Source organism: Enterobacter cloacae complex sp. ECL72 (genome assembly GCF_019056635.1).
Classification (GTDB): domain Bacteria; phylum Pseudomonadota; class Gammaproteobacteria; order Enterobacterales; family Enterobacteriaceae; genus Enterobacter; species Enterobacter hormaechei_C.
In genome coordinates this window covers 855,965-873,056 of sequence record NZ_CP077659.1, presented here as the reverse complement: position 1 = coordinate 873,056, position 17,092 = coordinate 855,965, and the positions used below count along the sequence as shown (strand labels likewise).

At 54.7% G+C, this 17,092-nt stretch carries 15 protein-coding genes; 1 reads left to right on the top strand and 14 read right to left on the bottom strand.

What is annotated here, in order from left to right:
* Window positions 1-26 precede the first annotated feature (26 nt).
* The 11 genes from tolB to mngA all read right to left on the bottom strand — a co-directional run bounded on the left by tolB (window position 27) and on the right by mngA (window position 12,770).
* Window positions 27-1,319 carry a Tol-Pal system beta propeller repeat protein TolB gene (gene tolB, locus KTH07_RS04115; RefSeq protein ID WP_017384962.1) on the bottom strand — a complete coding sequence of 431 codons (1,293 nt, stop codon included), beginning with the start codon at window positions 1,317-1,319 and terminating at the stop codon, window positions 27-29.
* A 100-nt stretch (window positions 1,320-1,419) separates the two neighbouring features.
* Window positions 1,420-2,670 (bottom strand): cell envelope integrity protein TolA, encoded by a 1,251-nt coding sequence (gene tolA / locus KTH07_RS04110; protein WP_017384963.1) that lies wholly within the window; start codon window positions 2,668-2,670, stop codon window positions 1,420-1,422.
* A 28-nt stretch (window positions 2,671-2,698) separates the two neighbouring features.
* Complete coding sequence (gene tolR / locus KTH07_RS04105) at window positions 2,699-3,127, bottom strand: colicin uptake protein TolR (RefSeq protein ID WP_003858589.1); 429 nt, start codon at window positions 3,125-3,127, stop codon at window positions 2,699-2,701.
* A 3-nt stretch (window positions 3,128-3,130) separates the two neighbouring features.
* Window positions 3,131-3,823, bottom strand: coding sequence for a Tol-Pal system protein TolQ (gene tolQ / locus KTH07_RS04100; protein ID WP_003858590.1), 693 nt, complete (start codon window positions 3,821-3,823; stop codon window positions 3,131-3,133).
* A complete protein-coding gene (gene ybgC, locus KTH07_RS04095; RefSeq protein WP_003858593.1) occupies window positions 3,820-4,224 on the bottom strand; it encodes a tol-pal system-associated acyl-CoA thioesterase in 405 nt (134 codons plus the stop codon). Before ybgC ends, tolQ begins: the two co-directional genes overlap by 4 nt.
* 148 nt (window positions 4,225-4,372) lie before the next feature.
* Window positions 4,373-4,663 (bottom strand): cyd operon protein YbgE, encoded by a 291-nt coding sequence (gene ybgE / locus KTH07_RS04090; RefSeq protein ID WP_003858596.1) that lies wholly within the window; start codon window positions 4,661-4,663, stop codon window positions 4,373-4,375.
* Window positions 4,663-4,776: a cytochrome bd-I oxidase subunit CydX gene (cydX, locus tag KTH07_RS04085; RefSeq protein ID WP_003858598.1), complete on the bottom strand. Its 114-nt coding sequence runs from the start codon at window positions 4,774-4,776 to the stop codon at window positions 4,663-4,665. Before cydX ends, ybgE begins: the two co-directional genes overlap by 1 nt.
* 14 nt (window positions 4,777-4,790) lie before the next feature.
* On the bottom strand, window positions 4,791-5,930 hold the full coding sequence (gene cydB, locus KTH07_RS04080; protein WP_023303309.1) for a cytochrome d ubiquinol oxidase subunit II: 1,140 nt from the start codon (window positions 5,928-5,930) through the stop codon (window positions 4,791-4,793).
* Window positions 5,931-5,945: 15 nt separating this feature from the next.
* Window positions 5,946-7,514 carry a cytochrome ubiquinol oxidase subunit I gene (gene cydA, locus KTH07_RS04075; RefSeq protein WP_003858601.1) on the bottom strand — a complete coding sequence of 523 codons (1,569 nt, stop codon included), beginning with the start codon at window positions 7,512-7,514 and terminating at the stop codon, window positions 5,946-5,948.
* Between the two features lie 679 nt (window positions 7,515-8,193).
* Window positions 8,194-10,830: a mannosylglycerate hydrolase gene (gene mngB, locus KTH07_RS04070; RefSeq protein ID WP_017694135.1), complete on the bottom strand. Its 2,637-nt coding sequence runs from the start codon at window positions 10,828-10,830 to the stop codon at window positions 8,194-8,196.
* A 23-nt stretch (window positions 10,831-10,853) separates the two neighbouring features.
* A complete protein-coding gene (gene mngA / locus KTH07_RS04065; protein WP_023303308.1) occupies window positions 10,854-12,770 on the bottom strand; it encodes a PTS 2-O-a-mannosyl-D-glycerate transporter subunit IIABC in 1,917 nt (638 codons plus the stop codon).
* A 170-nt stretch (window positions 12,771-12,940) separates the two neighbouring features.
* Here mngA and KTH07_RS04060 point away from each other — a divergent pair, with 170 nt between their 5' ends.
* The gene (locus KTH07_RS04060; RefSeq protein ID WP_015571111.1) at window positions 12,941-13,657 is read left to right on the top strand and encodes a GntR family transcriptional regulator; all 717 of its coding nucleotides are present in this window, start codon (window positions 12,941-12,943) and stop codon (window positions 13,655-13,657) included.
* An 86-nt stretch (window positions 13,658-13,743) separates the two neighbouring features.
* Here the strand turns inward: KTH07_RS04060 and sucD are convergent, their stop codons facing one another.
* The 3 genes from sucD to odhB form a co-directional block, all read right to left on the bottom strand.
* Entirely contained in the window at window positions 13,744-14,613 is an 870-nt protein-coding gene (sucD, locus tag KTH07_RS04055) for a succinate--CoA ligase subunit alpha (protein ID WP_003858609.1), read from the bottom strand.
* On the bottom strand, window positions 14,613-15,779 hold the full coding sequence (gene sucC, locus KTH07_RS04050) for an ADP-forming succinate--CoA ligase subunit beta (RefSeq protein ID WP_017384968.1): 1,167 nt from the start codon (window positions 15,777-15,779) through the stop codon (window positions 14,613-14,615). Before sucC ends, sucD begins: the two co-directional genes overlap by 1 nt.
* Window positions 15,780-15,865: 86 nt before the next feature.
* Window positions 15,866-17,092 carry a 2-oxoglutarate dehydrogenase complex dihydrolipoyllysine-residue succinyltransferase gene (gene odhB / locus KTH07_RS04045; RefSeq protein ID WP_003858613.1) on the bottom strand — a complete coding sequence of 409 codons (1,227 nt, stop codon included), beginning with the start codon at window positions 17,090-17,092 and terminating at the stop codon, window positions 15,866-15,868.

The window sequence follows — 17,092 nt, the reverse complement described above, 5'->3', positions numbered from 1 at the left end:
TTCCTTTAGTAATCAATTAATTATTATTACAGATACGGCGACCAGGCAGGTGATTTTACCTGTCCATCAGTTGCCGGAAGACGCGCTTTGAAACGCCCATCTGTAGAAACCAGATTCAGCACGGATCCCATCCCCTGAGAAGAGCTGTAGATTACCATGGTGCCGTTAGGTGCCAGACTTGGCGTTTCATCCAGGAACGTTGACGACAGTACTTGTACGCCCCCCGTTACCAGATCTTGTTTGGCAATGTGCTGCTGACCACCCGCAGTACTGACCATTACCATTGTTTTACCATCGGCACTGACGTCAGCATCCTGGTTCTGAGAACCTTCCCAGGTAATACGCTGCGCTGCTCCGCCGTTGATATTCACTTTATAAACTTGTGGACGACCTGCCTGGTCAGACGTAAAGGCCAGATTCTGGCTGTCCGGGAACCAGGTTGGCTCAGTGTTGTTGCTACGACCATCCGTGACCTGACGGATCTGACCAGAACCAATATCCATCACGTACAGGTTCAGGCTACCGGTTTTAGACAGGGCAAACGCCAGTTTGGTACCGTCCGGAGAGAACGCAGGCGCACCGTTGTGACGCGGGAATGACGCAACCTGACGCACAGCACCGTTAGAGAGCGTCTGGATAACCAGCGCGGAACGGCCGCTTTCGAAGGTCACGTACGCCAGCTTAGAGCCGTCCGGAGACCATGCCGGAGACATCAGCGGCTGTGGTGAACGGTGTACGGTGAACTGGTTGTAGCCATCGTAATCAGAGACGCGCAGCTCATAAGGGAACTGGCCGCCGTTGGTCTGTACTACGTACGCGATACGAGTACGGAACGCACCTTTAATACCGGTCAGCTTCTCAAACACTTCGTCACTCGCCGTATGGCCTGCGTAACGCAGCCACTGCTTGTTCACCTTATACGTGTTTTGAGCCAGAACGGTACCCGGCGCACCGCCGGTATCCACCAGCTGATAAGCGACGTTATAGCCGCCGTCTGGCGCAGGAGTAACCTGTCCGACAACCACGGCATCAATACCCAGTGCAGACCATGCAGCAGGTTGAACTTCCTGAGCGGTACCCGGCTGCTGCGGCAGACGAGAACGATCTAAGGGGTTAAATTTACCGCTGTTACGCAGGTCAGCTGCAACAATGCCGCCAATGTCTTCAGGCGCAGCGCCCGGGCCTGCCCACTGGAACGGAACGACACCGATTGGACGCGCTGAGTCGTTCCAGTCGGTAATGTCGATGCTTACTGTGGCATGCACTGCTGACGTCAACAGTACTAAAAAACCAAAAGCTAATCGTAATGCCTGCTTCATCATATCTCCCTTATCCGAACAATAAGTCCTGGATAATTTAGCAGAAGGTTAACAAACTCAAATACACAAAACTATCAGAACCCGATAACCGCAGCTCTGCTTATGGCTTAAAGTTCAGCGAAGCGTCTTTGAACACTTCATAGACAGCCTGTGACGGAGGTTTTGGCAGTTTTGCCTGATTCACTGCCACAAGTGCAGCCTGGCATAATGCGTCATCGCCTCCTTCAGACTCAACGCTCAGCACGGTACCATCAGTATGCAGTTTAATATGCAGTCTGCATGTTTTCCCTGTATACAATGATTTATCGTTAAGCCTGCTGGATATAGCCGCAGCAATCTGGTTCTTGTAGTCGTTAATCTCAGCGCCAGAAGCACCGTTGTTCTTAGTGTTACCGCTTCCCGCCGGGGCTGCATTACTCCCTTTTGCCCCACCGCCAGTTTTCGGCGCATTCTTACCAGAACTCAGGTCGCCAATGATATCGTCAGCGGTGGCTGCTTCAGCGGCAGCTTTTTCAGCAGCGGCCTTCCTGGCAGCGGCTTTTTCAGCGGCAGCTTTCTTGTCGGCTGCGGCTTTTTCGGCAGCAGCTTTTTTATCAGCCGCAGCTTTTTCAGCGGCAGCCGCTTTTTCAGCCGCAGCCTTCTCGGCAGCAGCCGCTTTCTTCGCAGCATCGGCAGCAGCTTTCTTCTCTGCTTCCTGAGCGGCTTTCTTCGCGGCTTCTGCTTCCGCTTTCTTCTGGGCATCAGCAGCGGCTTTCTTCGCAGCTTCTGCTTCCGCTTTCTTCTGGGCATCAGCAGCGGCTTTCTTCGCAGCTTCTGCTTCCGCTTTTTTCTGAGCATCAGCAGCGGCTTTCTTCGCCGCGTCAGCCGCTAATTTCGCCTGTGCGTCAGCCTGCGCTTTTGCATCAGCCGCGGCTTTGGCTGCCGCCTCTTCCGCCTGCTTCTGCTGTTCCTGCGCCTTCTTCGCAGCGGCTTCAGCCTGCTTCTGCTGCTCTGCCTGCTCTTTCGCCGCTTCCTGCGCCTGCAAACGCTCTTTCTCTAGCTGCTTCAGACGTTCCTGCTCAGCGGCCTGCTTTTCACGCAGCTCTTCCGCCTGCTGTTGCGCCTGTTTTTCTCGCTGCTCTTCAGCACGTTTAGAGCTCGCCTGCTGCTGTTGCTGACGATTATAGTTCTGAACGATCGCACCAGGATCCACCATAACGGCGTCGATGGAGGACCCCCCACCGCCGCCTGATGCATCAAGGTGCTCATCGAACGAACTCCAGATCAGCGCTGCAAAAAGAATTACGTGCAGCACTGCGGAGACGATTATCGCTCGCTTAAGCTTGTCGTTCTGTTCGGTTGCCTTTGACACTATCGGTTCCCAAAAACTACGCAGATGATCAAATAGGCTGAGTCATTAAGCCAACTGACTTAACGCCCGCGCTATGTAGCAAGTTCAGCGCTTTGATAATTTCATCATATGGTACGTCTTTCGCACCACCGATTAAGAAGACCGTCTTCGGATTTGACTCCAGGCGTCGTTGCGCTTCAGCAATAACCTGCTCTGGCGGAAGCTGATCCATACGATCTTTCTCTACCACCACGCTGTACTGCCCTACGCCGGAAACCTCAATGATGACCGGAGGATCGTCATTGGTGCTTACCGCCTGTGATTCTGTCGCATCCGGCAGATCAACTTCCACGCTCTGGGTGATGATGGGCGCCGTCGCCATAAAGATCAGCAGCAGCACCAGCAGCACGTCCAGTAACGGAACGATATTGATTTCGGACTTGAGCTCGCGACGACCTCGTCCACGCGATCTGGCCATGGTTTACCCCTTGTTGCTCTCGGTGCTGGTAAACGCCTGACGATGCAGAATCGCGGTGAACTCTTCCATAAAGTTGTCGTAGTTCAGTTCCAGTTTGTTCACGCGCTGGTTCAGACGGTTGTACGCCATTACCGCCGGAATTGCGGCGAACAGACCGATTGCGGTCGCGATCAGTGCTTCTGCGATACCCGGCGCAACCATCTGCAACGTTGCCTGCTTCACCGCCCCAAGGGCGATAAAGGCGTGCATGATCCCCCACACCGTACCAAACAGGCCGATATACGGGCTGATGGAGCCAACGGTTCCGAGGAAAGGAATATGCGTTTCAAGATTTTCCAGTTCGCGGTTCATGGAGATGCGCATCGCACGCGACGCTCCTTCTACCACGGCTTCCGGCGCATGGCTGTTAGCGCGATGTAAGCGAGCGAACTCTTTGAAACCGCTATAGAAAATTTGTTCGGAGCCTGAAAGGTTATCACGGCGTCCCTGGCTTTCCTGGTACAGACGAGAAAGCTCAATACCCGACCAGAACTTATCTTCAAACGCTTCGGCTTCGCGGCCAGCGGCATTGAGGATACGCGTTCTCTGGATGATGATGGCCCAGGATGCGATTGAAAAACCAATCAAAATCAACATGATAAGTTTAACCAGAAGGCTTGCCTTCAGGAACAAATCAAGGATATTCATGTCAGTCACTGCTTAAACTCCGCGACAATAGACTTAGGAAGCGCACGAGGCTTCATTATGGTTGGATCAACACAGACAATCAGGACTTCAGCTGAGTTCAGTACCGTATTCTCTGCATTGACTATCCGCTGCGTGAAAACCAGTGAAGTTCCGCGCATTGATGTAATTTCTGTTTGAACTTCGAGCATATCGTCGAGTCTGGCAGGCGCAAAATACTCAAGCGTCATCTTGCGTACCACGAAGGCAACTCGCTCAGCCAACAGCACCTGTTGACTAAAGTGATGATGGCGCAGCATCTCTGTGCGTGCCCGTTCATAAAAAGCAACGTAGCTGGCGTGGTAGACCACACCACCGGCATCAGTATCTTCGTAATAGACACGTACCGGCCATCGAAACAGCGTTGTATTCACTTTACATCCCGGTAATACAAGAAAAGTTGGAGCTTTCAAACTTCGCTACTATACGCGCGGGAATGATGGTTTGGAATGGGGGAAAGTAAACGGAGAGTAAATTTTTATGGGCCAGGGTAAGCCCATAACGTTAACGGACATTTCTTATTCAGAAGAAGAAGAAAATCAAACCGGCGAGGAGAACCAGATCGGCAATCAGTGGGCAGAAGATGCCCTGCCAGTGAAGCGCTTTCGGACGAAAGCCGACACCGTGAATCACGCCTGCGCACACCGCCCACATAATCAGGAAGCCGTGCCAGATTTCAAGCTCGCTGGTTTTCGCCGCGAAGCGCGACGGGTCCCAGAAGATACAGCCTGCCAGCAGTAATGCCATAATGAGGGAAAGCGCCCTCAAGGGGCGCTTATCCATTACCGCATATAACGTTGCGATAATATTCATTAGTGCTTTTCTTCACCTGCTTTGGTCGCTTCTACATGCTCAAGCGCCAGGGCAGTGATGACACCAAACGCACAGGCAAGAAGCGTCCCTAAAATCCATGCGAAATACCACATATTCAGCTCCTTACTTAGTACATAGAGTGGGTGTTGCTTTCGATATGTTCTTTAGTGATACGACCGAACATTTTCCAGTAACACCAGATGGTGTAAGCCAGAACAATCGGAACGAACACGCAAGCAACATAGGTCATTAAGTTAAGCGTCATATGGCTGGACGTTGCATCCCACATGGTCAGGCTGGCATTCATCATGGTGCTGGATGGCATCACGAACGGGAACATCGCAATACCGGCCGTCAGGATGATGCACGCCAGCGTCAGGGAAGAGAATACGAACGCCAGAGCGCCTTTCTCCAGACGAGACGTCAGCACGGTCAGCAGTGGCAGCAGCACACCCAGAGCCGGGATAGCCCACAGCACAGGGGTATTGTTGAAGTTCACCAGCCATGCACCGGCCTGACGCGCCACCTCTTTGGTCAGCGGGTTAGACGGCGCAGCATGGTTGATAGCAGACGTCACCACGTATCCATCAATACCATACACCACCCACACGCCTGCCAGCGCGAAGCAGACCAGCGTCACCAGCGCCGCCACCTGAGCGGTAGCGCGGGAACGCAGGTGCAGTTCACCTACGGTACGCATCTGGAGATAGGTTGCGCCCTGGGTGATGATCATCGCCACGCTCACCACGCCTGCCAGCAGACCAAACGGATTCAGCAGCTGGAAGAAGTTACCGGTGTAGAACAGACGCATATATTCGTCGACGTGGAACGGTACGCCCTGCAACAGGTTACCAAACGCCACACCAATGACCAGCGGTGGAACGAAGCTACCGATGAAGATGCCCCAGTCCCACATGTTACGCCAGCGGGTGTCTTCAATCTTGGAACGGTAGTCGAAACCCACCGGACGGAAGAATAAAGAAGCCAGCACCAGAATCATCGCCACATAGAAGCCGGAGAACGCAGCCGCGTAGACCATCGGCCAGGCAGCGAACAGCGCGCCGCCTGCGGTGATCAGCCACACCTGGTTACCGTCCCAGTGCGGGGCGATGGAGTTGATCATGATTCGACGCTCGGTGTCATTACGACCGAGGAAACGGGTGAGCATGCCCACGCCCATGTCGAAACCATCGGTGACCGCGAAACCAATCAGCAGAACACCGATCAGCAGCCACCAGATAAAACGCAATACTTCATAATCGATCATTTGATGACTCCTGTCTTAGCGTGCCGGCTGAGTAGTCGCAACAGACTGCTCGTAGTGGTAGCGACCGGTTTTCAGGCTGCTTGGGCCAAGGCGCGCGAACTTGAACATCAGGAACAGTTCAGCCACCAGGAACAGGGTGTACAGACCGCAAATGAGCAGCATGGAGAAGATCAGGTCGCCTGCGGTCAGGGAGGAGTTTGCTACCGCTGTTGGCAGCACCTCACCGATCGCCCACGGCTGACGGCCATATTCCGCAACAAACCAGCCGGACTCGATAGCAATCCATGGCAGTGGGATACCGTACAGCGCGGTGCGCAGCAGCCATTTTTTCTCACCGATACGGTTACGAATGACTGACCAGAACGAGGCCGCGATGATCAGCAGCATGATAATGCCGCAACCCACCATGATGCGGAACGCGAAGTACAGCGGCGCAACGCGTGGAATAGAGTCTTTGGTTGCCATCTGGATCTGCGCTTCCGTCGCGTCGGAGACGTTCGGGGTATAGCGTTTCAGCAGCAGACCGTAACCGAGGTCTTTCTTCACGTCGTTAAATTGATCGCGAACGGCCTGGTCGGTAGAGCCGGCGCGCAGCTGTTCCAGCAGCGAGTAAGCTTTCATCCCGTTACGGATACGCTCTTCATGCTGCACCATCAGATCTTTCAGGCCAGTCACCTGTTTGTCGACGGAGCGCGTGGCGATAATACCCAGCGCGTAAGGAATTTGAATGGCGAAGCGGTTTTCCTGCGCTTCCTGGTCAGGCACACCGAACAGGGTAAACGCTGCCGGTGCCGGCTGGGTTTCCCATTCAGCTTCAATTGCGGCGAGTTTGGTTTTCTGCACGTCGCCCATTTCGTAACCGGATTCATCACCCAGAACAATAACGGACAGAATCGCGGCCATACCGAAGCTTGCTGCGATAGCAAAAGAACGCTTGGCAAAGGCGAAGTCGCGGCCGCGCAGCATATAGTAGGAGCTGATGCCCAGCACGAACATCGCGCCGCACACATAGCCAGACGCCACGGTGTGAACGAATTTAACCTGAGCAACCGGGTTCAGGACCAGCTCAGCGAAGCTGACCATCTCCATACGCATGGTTTCGAAGTTGAAATCAGATGCGATTGGGTTTTGCATCCAGCCGTTCGCCACCAGGATCCACAGTGCGGACAAGTTGGAGCCTAATGCCACCAGCCAGGTTACCGCCATATGCTGGACTTTACCCAGACGGTCCCAACCGAAGAAGAACAGACCTACAAAGGTGGATTCGAGGAAGAAGGCCATCAGACCTTCAATGGCCAGCGGCGCACCGAAAATATCCCCCACATAATGGGAATAGTAAGACCAGTTTGTCCCGAACTGGAACTCCATGGTCAGACCGGTTGCCACGCCCAGCGCAAAGTTGATACCAAACAACTTGCCCCAGAACTTGGTCATATCTTTATAAATCTGTTTGCCGGAGAGGACGTAAACCGTTTCCATGATGGCCAGCAGGAACGCCATACCGAGCGTCAGCGGCACAAACAGGAAGTGGTACATCGCGGTCAAGGCAAACTGTAAGCGCGACAGTTCGACTACGTCTAACATTATGACTCCTTGCTCATCGCATGAAGACTCCGAGAGTGAACCCCGTTAGATAAGGATCCACACGCATGCCCCAATACAAAGTTATCTGCTTCCCTTCTTCGTTGCTTATTCTCTTCAGGAGGAAAAAGCAATGATGAAAGGTTACAAATACGTTAAGAAAAAACCAAATTGATCCCGTAAATATAATACGCTGCAAAACCCTTACAATAAACAGGTTTTTATTCGAACAGATTTACGTTTTTCGACGGCGATCAATTTATAGCAAAATTACCACTTTTCGGCCATTTTGATCGGGAACAATTTAACGCCTTTCGAAGCCTTTTTCCAAGTATTAAACATTGATTTAAATCAAAAACAGTCAGAGCTGTTAATGATGTTTCTTTGTGGTGCGGATAGTAAAAACCTTGTTAACAATATGTATATTTAAAGGCGTTATTGGTTATAAAAGCCAGAAGATAATATAAACAGTTGTGATTTTTATTAACGCGCAAGAAAAAACGCATTTTGCCGGAAGATAAACATATAATGTTATCTGCTTCACAGTATTTTTCTTTCGCTTTGCTACCCGCCGAAGCGATTACATTTCATTCACCTTTAATAATCTTAAAATTAACACCCTTTCGTGACTATTTGATGAAATAAAGGCCGCATTCCTGCGGCCTTTATTTTGTTCGGAGGATTACCTTTCAATTTTTATGCTAAAGGTGCGTGACTGGCATGGCCGGAACGACCCCGTAATGGCTGACCCCTCCTCCCCTTGCGCCTTGCGCACCTCATTCATGTCCGTTTCGCAACAGGCCTGGACCTCACGGTTCACAGACAAAGCCACGTCACCGGAGCGGGTCTCCGCAGGGTTGTACAGACGAAGAATCATCTCGTCACGATCCTCCGCTTTTTTCAGCGCACTGAGTACGCATCCGTTAGGCGCCAGCGTTAACAGGCTATAGCTACAAGGGGTGGTGAAAGAGGCGCGGTTAAGCTTCATCGCATCCCACGGGATTTTGTTATAGCAGTGCACTGGCGTTAACCACGACTTCGCCTGCTGCGCAACGCCAGCACTGACGGGCGTACCATTAAAACTGAACAGGCTAAAGCGACAGGTTAACTGGCCCCGCATCTGCGAATCAGGCACCGGCATTTTGATCCCGGACGGTCTGCCGGGGCGCAGCAGTAAATCTTCCTTCCCAAGCACCCCCACGCCGCGAAGCAACGTCAGGGCAAACGTTTTTTGACGCTCGCCAGTCACTTCAAATTCGCGCAACCCTTCGGTAAACAGCGCCATCCCGTTACGCCGTTCCTGGAGCACAGCGTAGTTAAGCAGATTCCACACCGGCAGCGGCGCTTCCTTCCAGCCCTCCTCCTGCCAGTTCGCCATCGCTTCATCCTGTACAGGACGCGTCAGCGAACCGAACTGGGTATCGGCTAACACCGTGTCTGTGGTAAATGGCGTCGGGATCAGCACCCGCACACGGTGGTCATCCGCGTGATTTCCGAGACGCGCCTCAACGTCGATACGTCGGCTGTTATGGCTGAGCGTGACCGTGAGTTCTGCCTCAAGCGTTCCCGTCTGCTGACGCGCAGAACGTTCGGCGAGATCCGCCGGCACCGCCATGCGATGGCGGATCACCGCCCTGCTCTGCCAGGCCTCGTGGATCACCTCAACCTCATGCTCGCCCTGAGCGGAAGTGAGTCTCCACTCTTCCCGTGAAGGCGAGTAGTCGTACTCATCGCCATCATCCGAGCTCTCTTCTATTTCCAGCGCGCGGTCATAGATAAGCCCGGACGCTTTATCGAGCAGACGCAGGGTGCCGTCGTCGTTTAACGTTATTTCCCAGAAAGCATTTTCCAGCAACGCCTCCGACGATTTTTCTGCCGCCAGCAGCTTGCCGGCCACGTGCGGCTCGATATAGAGCGTGCGGTAACCCATTGATGGCAGGATCTGATTGAGCTGGATATCAAACTCCATAAAGGGATCGTAGTTGCCGTAATGCACAATTTGCCGGTCAATCAAGCCGGGGTCGATTTCACGCGCGCTGCGCAGGCAGTAAGGGATTTCATTCCCCCTATCGTCCAGCAGGCGGAACTGGCTGGCGCGCAGACGTATCGTGGTGTTAATCACTTCCTCACGCGGCCAGGGCGTGAGGTTAAACATCACCAGTTTGTCTTCCTCGCTCTGCGGCATGTTGTCGACAATCTTGCGCATATAGAAGCATGTCAGGTTATCGGCCATGTCTTCCGCCAGCTCGAAGCGTGACATCACCTCACGATGCACTTTGTCACTACAGCAGCAGCCGATACTGTCGTGGGCGTGATTCTTGAGGATCTCTTTCCACATTTTTTCCAGCAAGCCGTGGTGATACTCAAAGCCCAGCGTCCAGGCAAGCGTGGCCAGCGGCTCAAGGACGTTGACGATTTTATTCTCTATCCGGGCGTGGGCGATTTTGATATCCATCCGCGTGGAGCCTATCGTCCGGTGCACTCGCATATATTTACCGTCAATAAACTCCCCTTTCAGCGTCGCCAGTTCATCGCGGTGCGCGTCAATGTGGTCAAACACCTCCTCGAAGCGGCTCATCACAAACTGACGCTGCGGATAGATTTCGCGCAGCTTATCCATCACCGCAAAGATGTTCTGCTGGAGCGGCATCTGATCATGGCCGTTAGGCAGTAAAATTTCTTTCGTCACGGAGGCTTTTTCCAGCACCTCGAAGTACGTGTCGAGCCGTTTGCGCAGCCCGGCCTCATCCTCCGGTAAGTACTTACCAATCGCGTAGCCCAGCGGCAGCACCTGTGCCGTCACTTCGCTGCCGTCCTGGCTTTGCCAGAGAAATTCGGTTTTATCGGTACCGTGCCGCTCGGAACACCCGCGCCAGAACATGGTGCGCGTGATGCCAAAACCGTTGTAAATGTGCGGCAGCTGGGAAGACATGCCGAAGGAGTCCGGCAGATAGCCAATTTTCATCGGCTCGCCAAAGGCCAGACAGTCGCGAATACCGTACATCAGATTTCGGACAATCGACTCGCCGGAGACAAGGGTGGTGTCCGTCTGGGTATACCACGGCCCGATAATCAGCTTCCCGGCCGCCACCAGCGCCTTCACGCGTGGCCTGTTTTCCGGTTTCACGGCAAAATAATCTTCCAGCACCGCCGTCTGGCCGTCGAGAACGTAGTATTTATACTCTGCGTCCTGCTCAAGACGGGTGAGGATCTCTTCCATATTATTGACCAGAAGAATACGTGACGCTTCGGTGGTGAAGTACCACTCCCGGTCCCAGTGCATATGTGGCGTGATATGAACGCGAGATACAGCTTTCATCTTCGTTTCCTGTCAGTGCGTGTTTACGATGGTATGTCTTCAGTCACGTAGGTGCCGCTCTTCACGGCCTGGCGTCGCCAGAGCAGTAAAATGAGCGTAGAGATTGCGGCGCCAGCCAGCGCGGCGCCAAACCAGCCGACAGCGGCCATCACGCCGCCCAGCCCGGCATCATGCAGTAAGAAGAGCGAGAAAATGCCCGCGCCGGGGGTGGATAGCCCAATCCCCATCGCCCCGACAATCGCTCCGGTCACCATTGACCCCAGAACAAATGAGCCAATGACCCGCAACGGATCCTCGATAGCCATCGGAATTGCCCCTTCGGTGATGCCCGCCAGCCCCAGCAGCCAGGTGGACTTGCCGGTTTCAATTTCGAACTGTTTGAACAGGTTCGGAGCCAGCATCGTTGATGCCGTCACGGTAAAGGCCGATACCATTTTGACGGAGGCAAAAATCGCATAAGGCCCGTATACGCCATTGGCCATCGCTCCCAGACAGAACGCGTAAGAGGCTTTGTTGACCGGACCGCCCAGATCGAACGAGCACATAAAGCCCAGGATCGCCCCCAGCAGCAGCGCATTCGCGCCGGACAGACCGTTAAGCCAGGCGGTCAGGGCGTTATTGATCCAGGCCACCGGTTCGCCGATCACAAACAGCATCAGGCTGCCTGCGCCCAGCACGCCAATCACCGGATAGAGATAAAAGGTCAGAAAGCCGTTGTAGCGGCTACTCAGCCGGATGTGGTTTTTCACCCAGCGCATCAGGTAGCCCGCAATCAGCCCGCCGACGATGGCCCCGAGAAAACCAGAGCCGATCATATTGGCGGCAAGACCCGCCGCAAAGCCCGGCGTTAGCGCAGGTTTATCCGCCAGCGAGTAAGCGGTATAGGCCGCCAGAACAGGCACCATCAGAATACCGAGCATCCCGCCGCCCAGTTTGCGGTACATCCACAGCCACGAGTTTTCCTGATCGAACAGATGCTGCAAGCCCAGGATTTGCGCAAGCAGTACCGACACCGCCAGCACCGTACCGCCGGCGACAATCAGCGGTACCGCAAAGGAGATACCGCTGAGCAGCGCCTGCTTGAGTTCGGTTTTAACGCACTTTTTCGCGTCCGTGTCGACGTGCGCAGGACGCGCATCGGATACAGGCTGTAGCGCCAGCGCACGCTCAATGAGCGCTTCCGCATGGCGTAAGGGTTCCGCGACGGGCACGGAAATGGCGGGCATCCCCTGAAAACGCTCACGCTCTTTGATCGCCACTTCCGCCGCGAAGATACACGCTTTTGCCTCCTGCAACTGCTGCGCGGTGATGCGCCCCTCAATACCATTTGCCCCCTGCTTTTCGACCACCACATTGACGCCGAGCTTACGTCCCGCTTTTTCGAGATACTCCGCTGCCATGTAGGTATGGGCGATCCCGGCCGGACAGGCGGTAACGCAGACGATCGTCGGGGCATTCTCCGCAACGGCGGTTTCTTGTGTGTCAGGCGCTGTTTCCAGCGCCGCAAGCACCGCTTCCGCGCTGGTCGCCGTCATCACGCGCGCCCTGAGCTCGTCATCCGCCAGGCGAGACGTCAGTTCCGTCAGGACCTGAATATGCGTTGATCCCGCTTGTGCGGGAGGAATGGCGAGCAGAAAAATCAGCTCGACCTCCTCCGGTCCGTCCACACCTTCCCAGGCCAGCGGCTCACGCAGTGTGGCCACGGCAAAAGCCGCTTCGTTTACCGCCACTGATTTACCATGAGGTACGGCCAGCCCCTCGCCCAGCGCCGTCGGGCCAAGCGATTCCCGATGGAAAACGTCTGCCAGAAACGTATCGGCGTTGGCTATTTTGCCCAACGCCACCAGCCGCGTCGCAAGCTGACGGATTGCCTCATCACGGCTGGTAAACTGCGCCTGCACGCAGACAGCACGGGGGTCGGTCAGAGTCGTCAGGTTCATAAGATCCTCACCTATCCAAAGTTATTGTCTGGGCAGGATTGTGGCAGACCGGATAATACATTTATGTGATCATTTTCACTAACACCGATATTTGTATCTTATTTGTATTATTTACAAATTTACCACTGAAGGCATAATTCCCTGAAAACGTATTAAAAAGGCGCGACACAATGGGCAATAAACCGATGTACCGGCAGATCGCCGATGCGTTCCGCGAGAAAATTAATGCCGGTGAGTTAAAACCTGGCGACGCGCTGCCGACGGAATCCAGCCTTCAGCAGGCGTTTAGCGTCAGCCGGGTCACCGTGCGGCAGGCTTTGAAGCTGCTCGCCGACGAGCAGATCATCGAAAGTATTCAGGGCAGCGGCTCGTATGTAAAAGAGGAGCGGGTGAATTACGATATTTATCAGCTCACCGGTTTTTACGAAAAGTTAGCGGATCGCAACGTCGATACGCACAGCGACGTCAGCGTCTTCGAAGTGGTGAAAGCCGATGAGCGGCTCGCGGCAAAACTTGCGCTCAATCCGGATGATAAGGTCTGGCACGTCAAGCGCGTACGCTTCATCAGGGAAAAGCCGGTGAATCTGGAAGAGACATGGATGCCGCTGGCGATGTTCCCCGACCTCACCTGGGAAGTGATGGAACAGTCGAAATACCATTACATTGAGCAGATCAAAAAGATGGTGATCGATCGCAGCGAGCAGGAGCTGGTGCCAGTCATGCCATCGGATGAGGCGATTGCCGCCCTGGCGCTCGATCCGGCAAAACCGATTCTGGAAAAAGTCTCTCGTGGCTTTCTGAAAGACGGCCGGGTATTTGAATACAGTCGCAACGTGTTTAACACCGACGACTATAAATTCACTCTGGTGGCTAAACGCAGGCAATAAAAAAAGGCCGCTTTACAGCGGCCAACCATGTCGAAACGGACATTTTTTTATACTTCAACGCGCCCCATTCGGGGAGCAGAGAGGACTTACTTAATGATGGATTTCAGTGCTTCACCGATATCCGCCAGGCTGCGAACGGTTTTCACGCCTGCGGCTTCCAGTGCTGCAAATTTCTCATCAGCCGTACCTTTACCGCCTGCGATAATCGCGCCCGCGTGACCCATACGTTTGCCTTTCGGCGCGGTCACACCCGCGATGTAACCCACCACCGGCTTGGTCACATGATCTTTGATGTAAGCAGCCGCTTCTTCTTCCGCGCTACCACCGATCTCACCGATCATCACGATCGCTTCGGTCTGTGGATCTTCCTGGAACAGCTTCAGGATGTCGATGAAGTTAGAGCCCGGGATCGGGTCACCGCCGATGCCCACGCAGGTGGACTGGCCGAAACCGTAGTCGGTGGTCTGCTTAACCGCTTCATAGGTCAGGGTACCGGAACGGGACACGATACCCACTTTGCCTGGGCGATGAATGTGGCCCGGCATGATACCGATTTTGCATTCGCCTGGAGTGATAACGCCTGGGCAGTTCGGGCCGATCATGCGCACGCCTGCTTCGTCCAGCTTCACCTTCACGGTCAGCATATCCAGCGTCGGGATGCCTTCGGTGATGGTGATGATCAGCTTAATGCCTGCGTCGATCGCTTCCAGAATAGAGTCTTTGCAGAACGGCGCCGGTACGTAGATCACGGTCGCGGTTGCGCCCGTCGCTTCTACCGCTTCACGCACGGTGTTGAACACCGGCAGGCCCAGGTGCGTGGTGCCGCCTTTACCTGGCGTTACGCCGCCAACCATCTGCGTACCGTAGGCAATCGCCTGTTCGGAGTGGAAAGTCCCCTGGCTACCGGTGAAGCCCTGGCAGATAACCTTGGTATCTTTATTAATTAAAACGGACATTATTTCCCCTCCACTGCGGCAACAACCTGCTGAGCTGCATCCGTCAGACTTTTCGCTGCAATAATATTCAGGCCGCTGTCAGCCAGTTTTTTCGCGCCGAGTTCAGCGTTGTTCCCTTCCAGACGTACAACAACCGGAACGTTAACGCCCACTTCTTCTACCGCGCCGATGATACCGTCGGCGATCAGGTCGCAACGTACGATACCGCCGAAGATGTTCACCAGAACCGCTTTCACGTTGCTGTCAGAGAGAATGATTTTGAACGCTTCGGTTACGCGCTCTTTGGTTGCGCCACCGCCCACGTCGAGGAAGTTCGCTGGCTCACCGCCGTGCAGCTTAACGATGTCCATGGTGCCCATTGCCAGGCCCGCACCGTTAACCATGCAGCCGATGTTGCCATCCAGCGCCACGTAGTTCAGTTCCCACTGTGCAGCCTGCGCTTCACGCGGATCTTCCTGAGACTGGTCGCGCATTTCGCGCAGATCGGACTGGCGGAACAGCGCGTTGCCGTCAGCGCCCAGCTTGCCGTCGAGGCAGATCAGGTCGCCCTGGGTGGTGATCACCAGCGGGTTGATCTCGATCAGCGCCAAATCGCGCTCCAGGAAAATGGTCGCCAGACCCATGAAGATCTTGGTGAACTGCTGAACCAGCTTGCCTTCCAGACCAAGTTTGAATGCCAGCTCACGACCCTGGTAAGGCATTGGGCCCGCCAGCGGATCGATAGCCACTTTGTGGATCAGGTGCGGGGTTTCTTCCGCCACTTTTTCGATTTCCACGCCGCCTTCGGTAGACGCCATGAACACCACGCGACGGGAGCTACGGTCTACGACTGCGCCGAGGTACAGTTCTTTCGCGATGTCGGTTGCCGCTTCAACCAGGATCTGGTTAACCGGCTGGCCGTTCGCATCTGTCTGGTAGGTTACCAGACGCTTGCCGAGCCAATGTTCAGCAAACGCACGGATCTCTTCTTTGCTCTTAACAACCTTCACACCGCCCGCTTTACCACGGCCACCAGCGTGAACCTGACATTTAACTACCCACGGGCCGGAACCGATTTTAGACGCGGCTTCTTCTGCTTCACGCGGGGTAGTACAGGCATAACCCACCGGAGCCGGTAAGCCATACCGGGCAAACAGCTGTTTGGCCTGATATTCATGTAAGTTCATGTGTTCTATCCATCCTTCAGGTAATCGTTAGGTAGTGCTTTTGTAGGCCCGGCAAGCAACGCGCCGCCGGGCAAGACTGCAAAAAACTAGACGTCCAGCAGCAGACGCGTTGGATCTTCCAGCAGCTCTTTAATGGCAACCAGGAAGCCTACGGACTCGCGGCCGTCGATCAGGCGGTGATCGTAAGAGAGCGCCAGGTACATCATCGGCAGGATCTCAACTTTACCGTCTACCGCCATTGGACGATCTTTAATGGCGTGCATACCCAGGATCGCGCTCTGCGGCGGGTTGATGATCGGGGTAGACATCAGCGAGCCGAACACACCACCGTTGGTAATGGTGAAGTTACCGCCAGTCAGGTCCTCAACGGTCAGCTTGCCGTCGCGGCCTTTCACGGCCAGCTCTTTGATTTTCTTCTCGATGTCAGCCATACCCAGGGTATCCACGTCACGCAGAACCGGGGTAACCAGGCCGCGCGGGGTAGAAACCGCCATGCTGACGTCGAAGTAGTTGTGGTAAACCACGTCATCGCCATCGATAGACGCGTTCACTTCCGGGTAGCGTTTCAGCGCTTCAACTACCGCTTTCACGTAGAAGGACATGAAGCCCAGACGGATACCGTGACGTTTTTCAAACGCGTCACCGTACTGCTTGCGCAGATCCATGATTGGCTTCATGTTGACTTCGTTAAAGGTGGTCAGCATCGCGGTGGAGTTTTTCGCTTCCAGCAGACGCTCGGCCACGCGCTTACGCAGGCGGGTCATCGGCACGCGTTTTTCGCTACGTGCGCCCAGAGCGGGCTGTGCCGCTGGTGCTGCCGCAGGGGCTTTCGCTTCCGCTTTCGCCTCAGAAGGCGCTTTTGCCAGATGCTTGTCGATGTCTTCGCGCGTCAGACGGCCACCCACGCCGGTGCCTTTGATGGCTGCCGGATCGAGGCTGTGCTCAGCCAGCAGGCGACGGATCGCCGGGCTGAGCGCGTCGTTGGTCTGATCGGACAGAGACGCCTGCTGGCGCTGGGCCGGGGTAGACGCTTTTTCTTCAGATTTGGCGCTGGACTCTTTGCCCGCGCTATTGCCTTCACGCAGGCGACCCAGGATCTGGCGAGAAGTGACGGTCGTACCTTCATCTTCCAGGACTGCATCCAGAATGCCATCCGCTGAAGCCGGTACTTCCAGTACCACTTTGTCAGTTTCGATTTCTACCAGCACTTCGTCACGGGTTACCGCGTCGCCTGGTTTTTTGTGCCAGGTGGCGACGGTTGCATCTGCTACGGACTCAGGCAGGTCGGGAACAAGAATATCTACGCTACTCAT

Bases quoted from the DNA above. Each gene is read 5' to 3' on its own strand.
- ybgE (WP_003858596.1), bottom strand. From the start codon at position 4,663: ATGAATATTATCGCAACGTTATATGCGGTAATGGATAAGCGCCCCTTG.
- cydX (WP_003858598.1), bottom strand. From the start codon at position 4,776: ATGTGGTATTTCGCATGGATTTTAGGGACGCTTCTTGCCTGTGCGTTT.
- mngA (WP_023303308.1), bottom strand. From the start codon at position 12,770: ATGAACCTGACGACTCTGACCGACCCCCGTGCTGTCTGCGTGCAGGCG.
- cydA (WP_003858601.1), bottom strand. From the start codon at position 7,514: ATGTTAGACGTAGTCGAACTGTCGCGCTTACAGTTTGCCTTGACCGCG.
- odhB (WP_003858613.1), bottom strand. From the start codon at position 17,092: ATGAGTAGCGTAGATATTCTTGTTCCCGACCTGCCTGAGTCCGTAGCA.
- tolR (WP_003858589.1), bottom strand. From the start codon at position 3,127: ATGGCCAGATCGCGTGGACGAGGTCGTCGCGAGCTCAAGTCCGAAATC.
- sucC (WP_017384968.1), bottom strand. From the start codon at position 15,779: ATGAACTTACATGAATATCAGGCCAAACAGCTGTTTGCCCGGTATGGC.
- mngB (WP_017694135.1), bottom strand. From the start codon at position 10,830: ATGAAAGCTGTATCTCGCGTTCATATCACGCCACATATGCACTGGGAC.
- tolB (WP_017384962.1), bottom strand. From the start codon at position 1,319: ATGAAGCAGGCATTACGATTAGCTTTTGGTTTTTTAGTACTGTTGACG.
- sucD (WP_003858609.1), bottom strand. From the start codon at position 14,613: ATGTCCGTTTTAATTAATAAAGATACCAAGGTTATCTGCCAGGGCTTC.
- KTH07_RS04060 (WP_015571111.1), top strand. From the start codon at position 12,941: ATGGGCAATAAACCGATGTACCGGCAGATCGCCGATGCGTTCCGCGAG.
- cydB (WP_023303309.1), bottom strand. From the start codon at position 5,930: ATGATCGATTATGAAGTATTGCGTTTTATCTGGTGGCTGCTGATCGGT.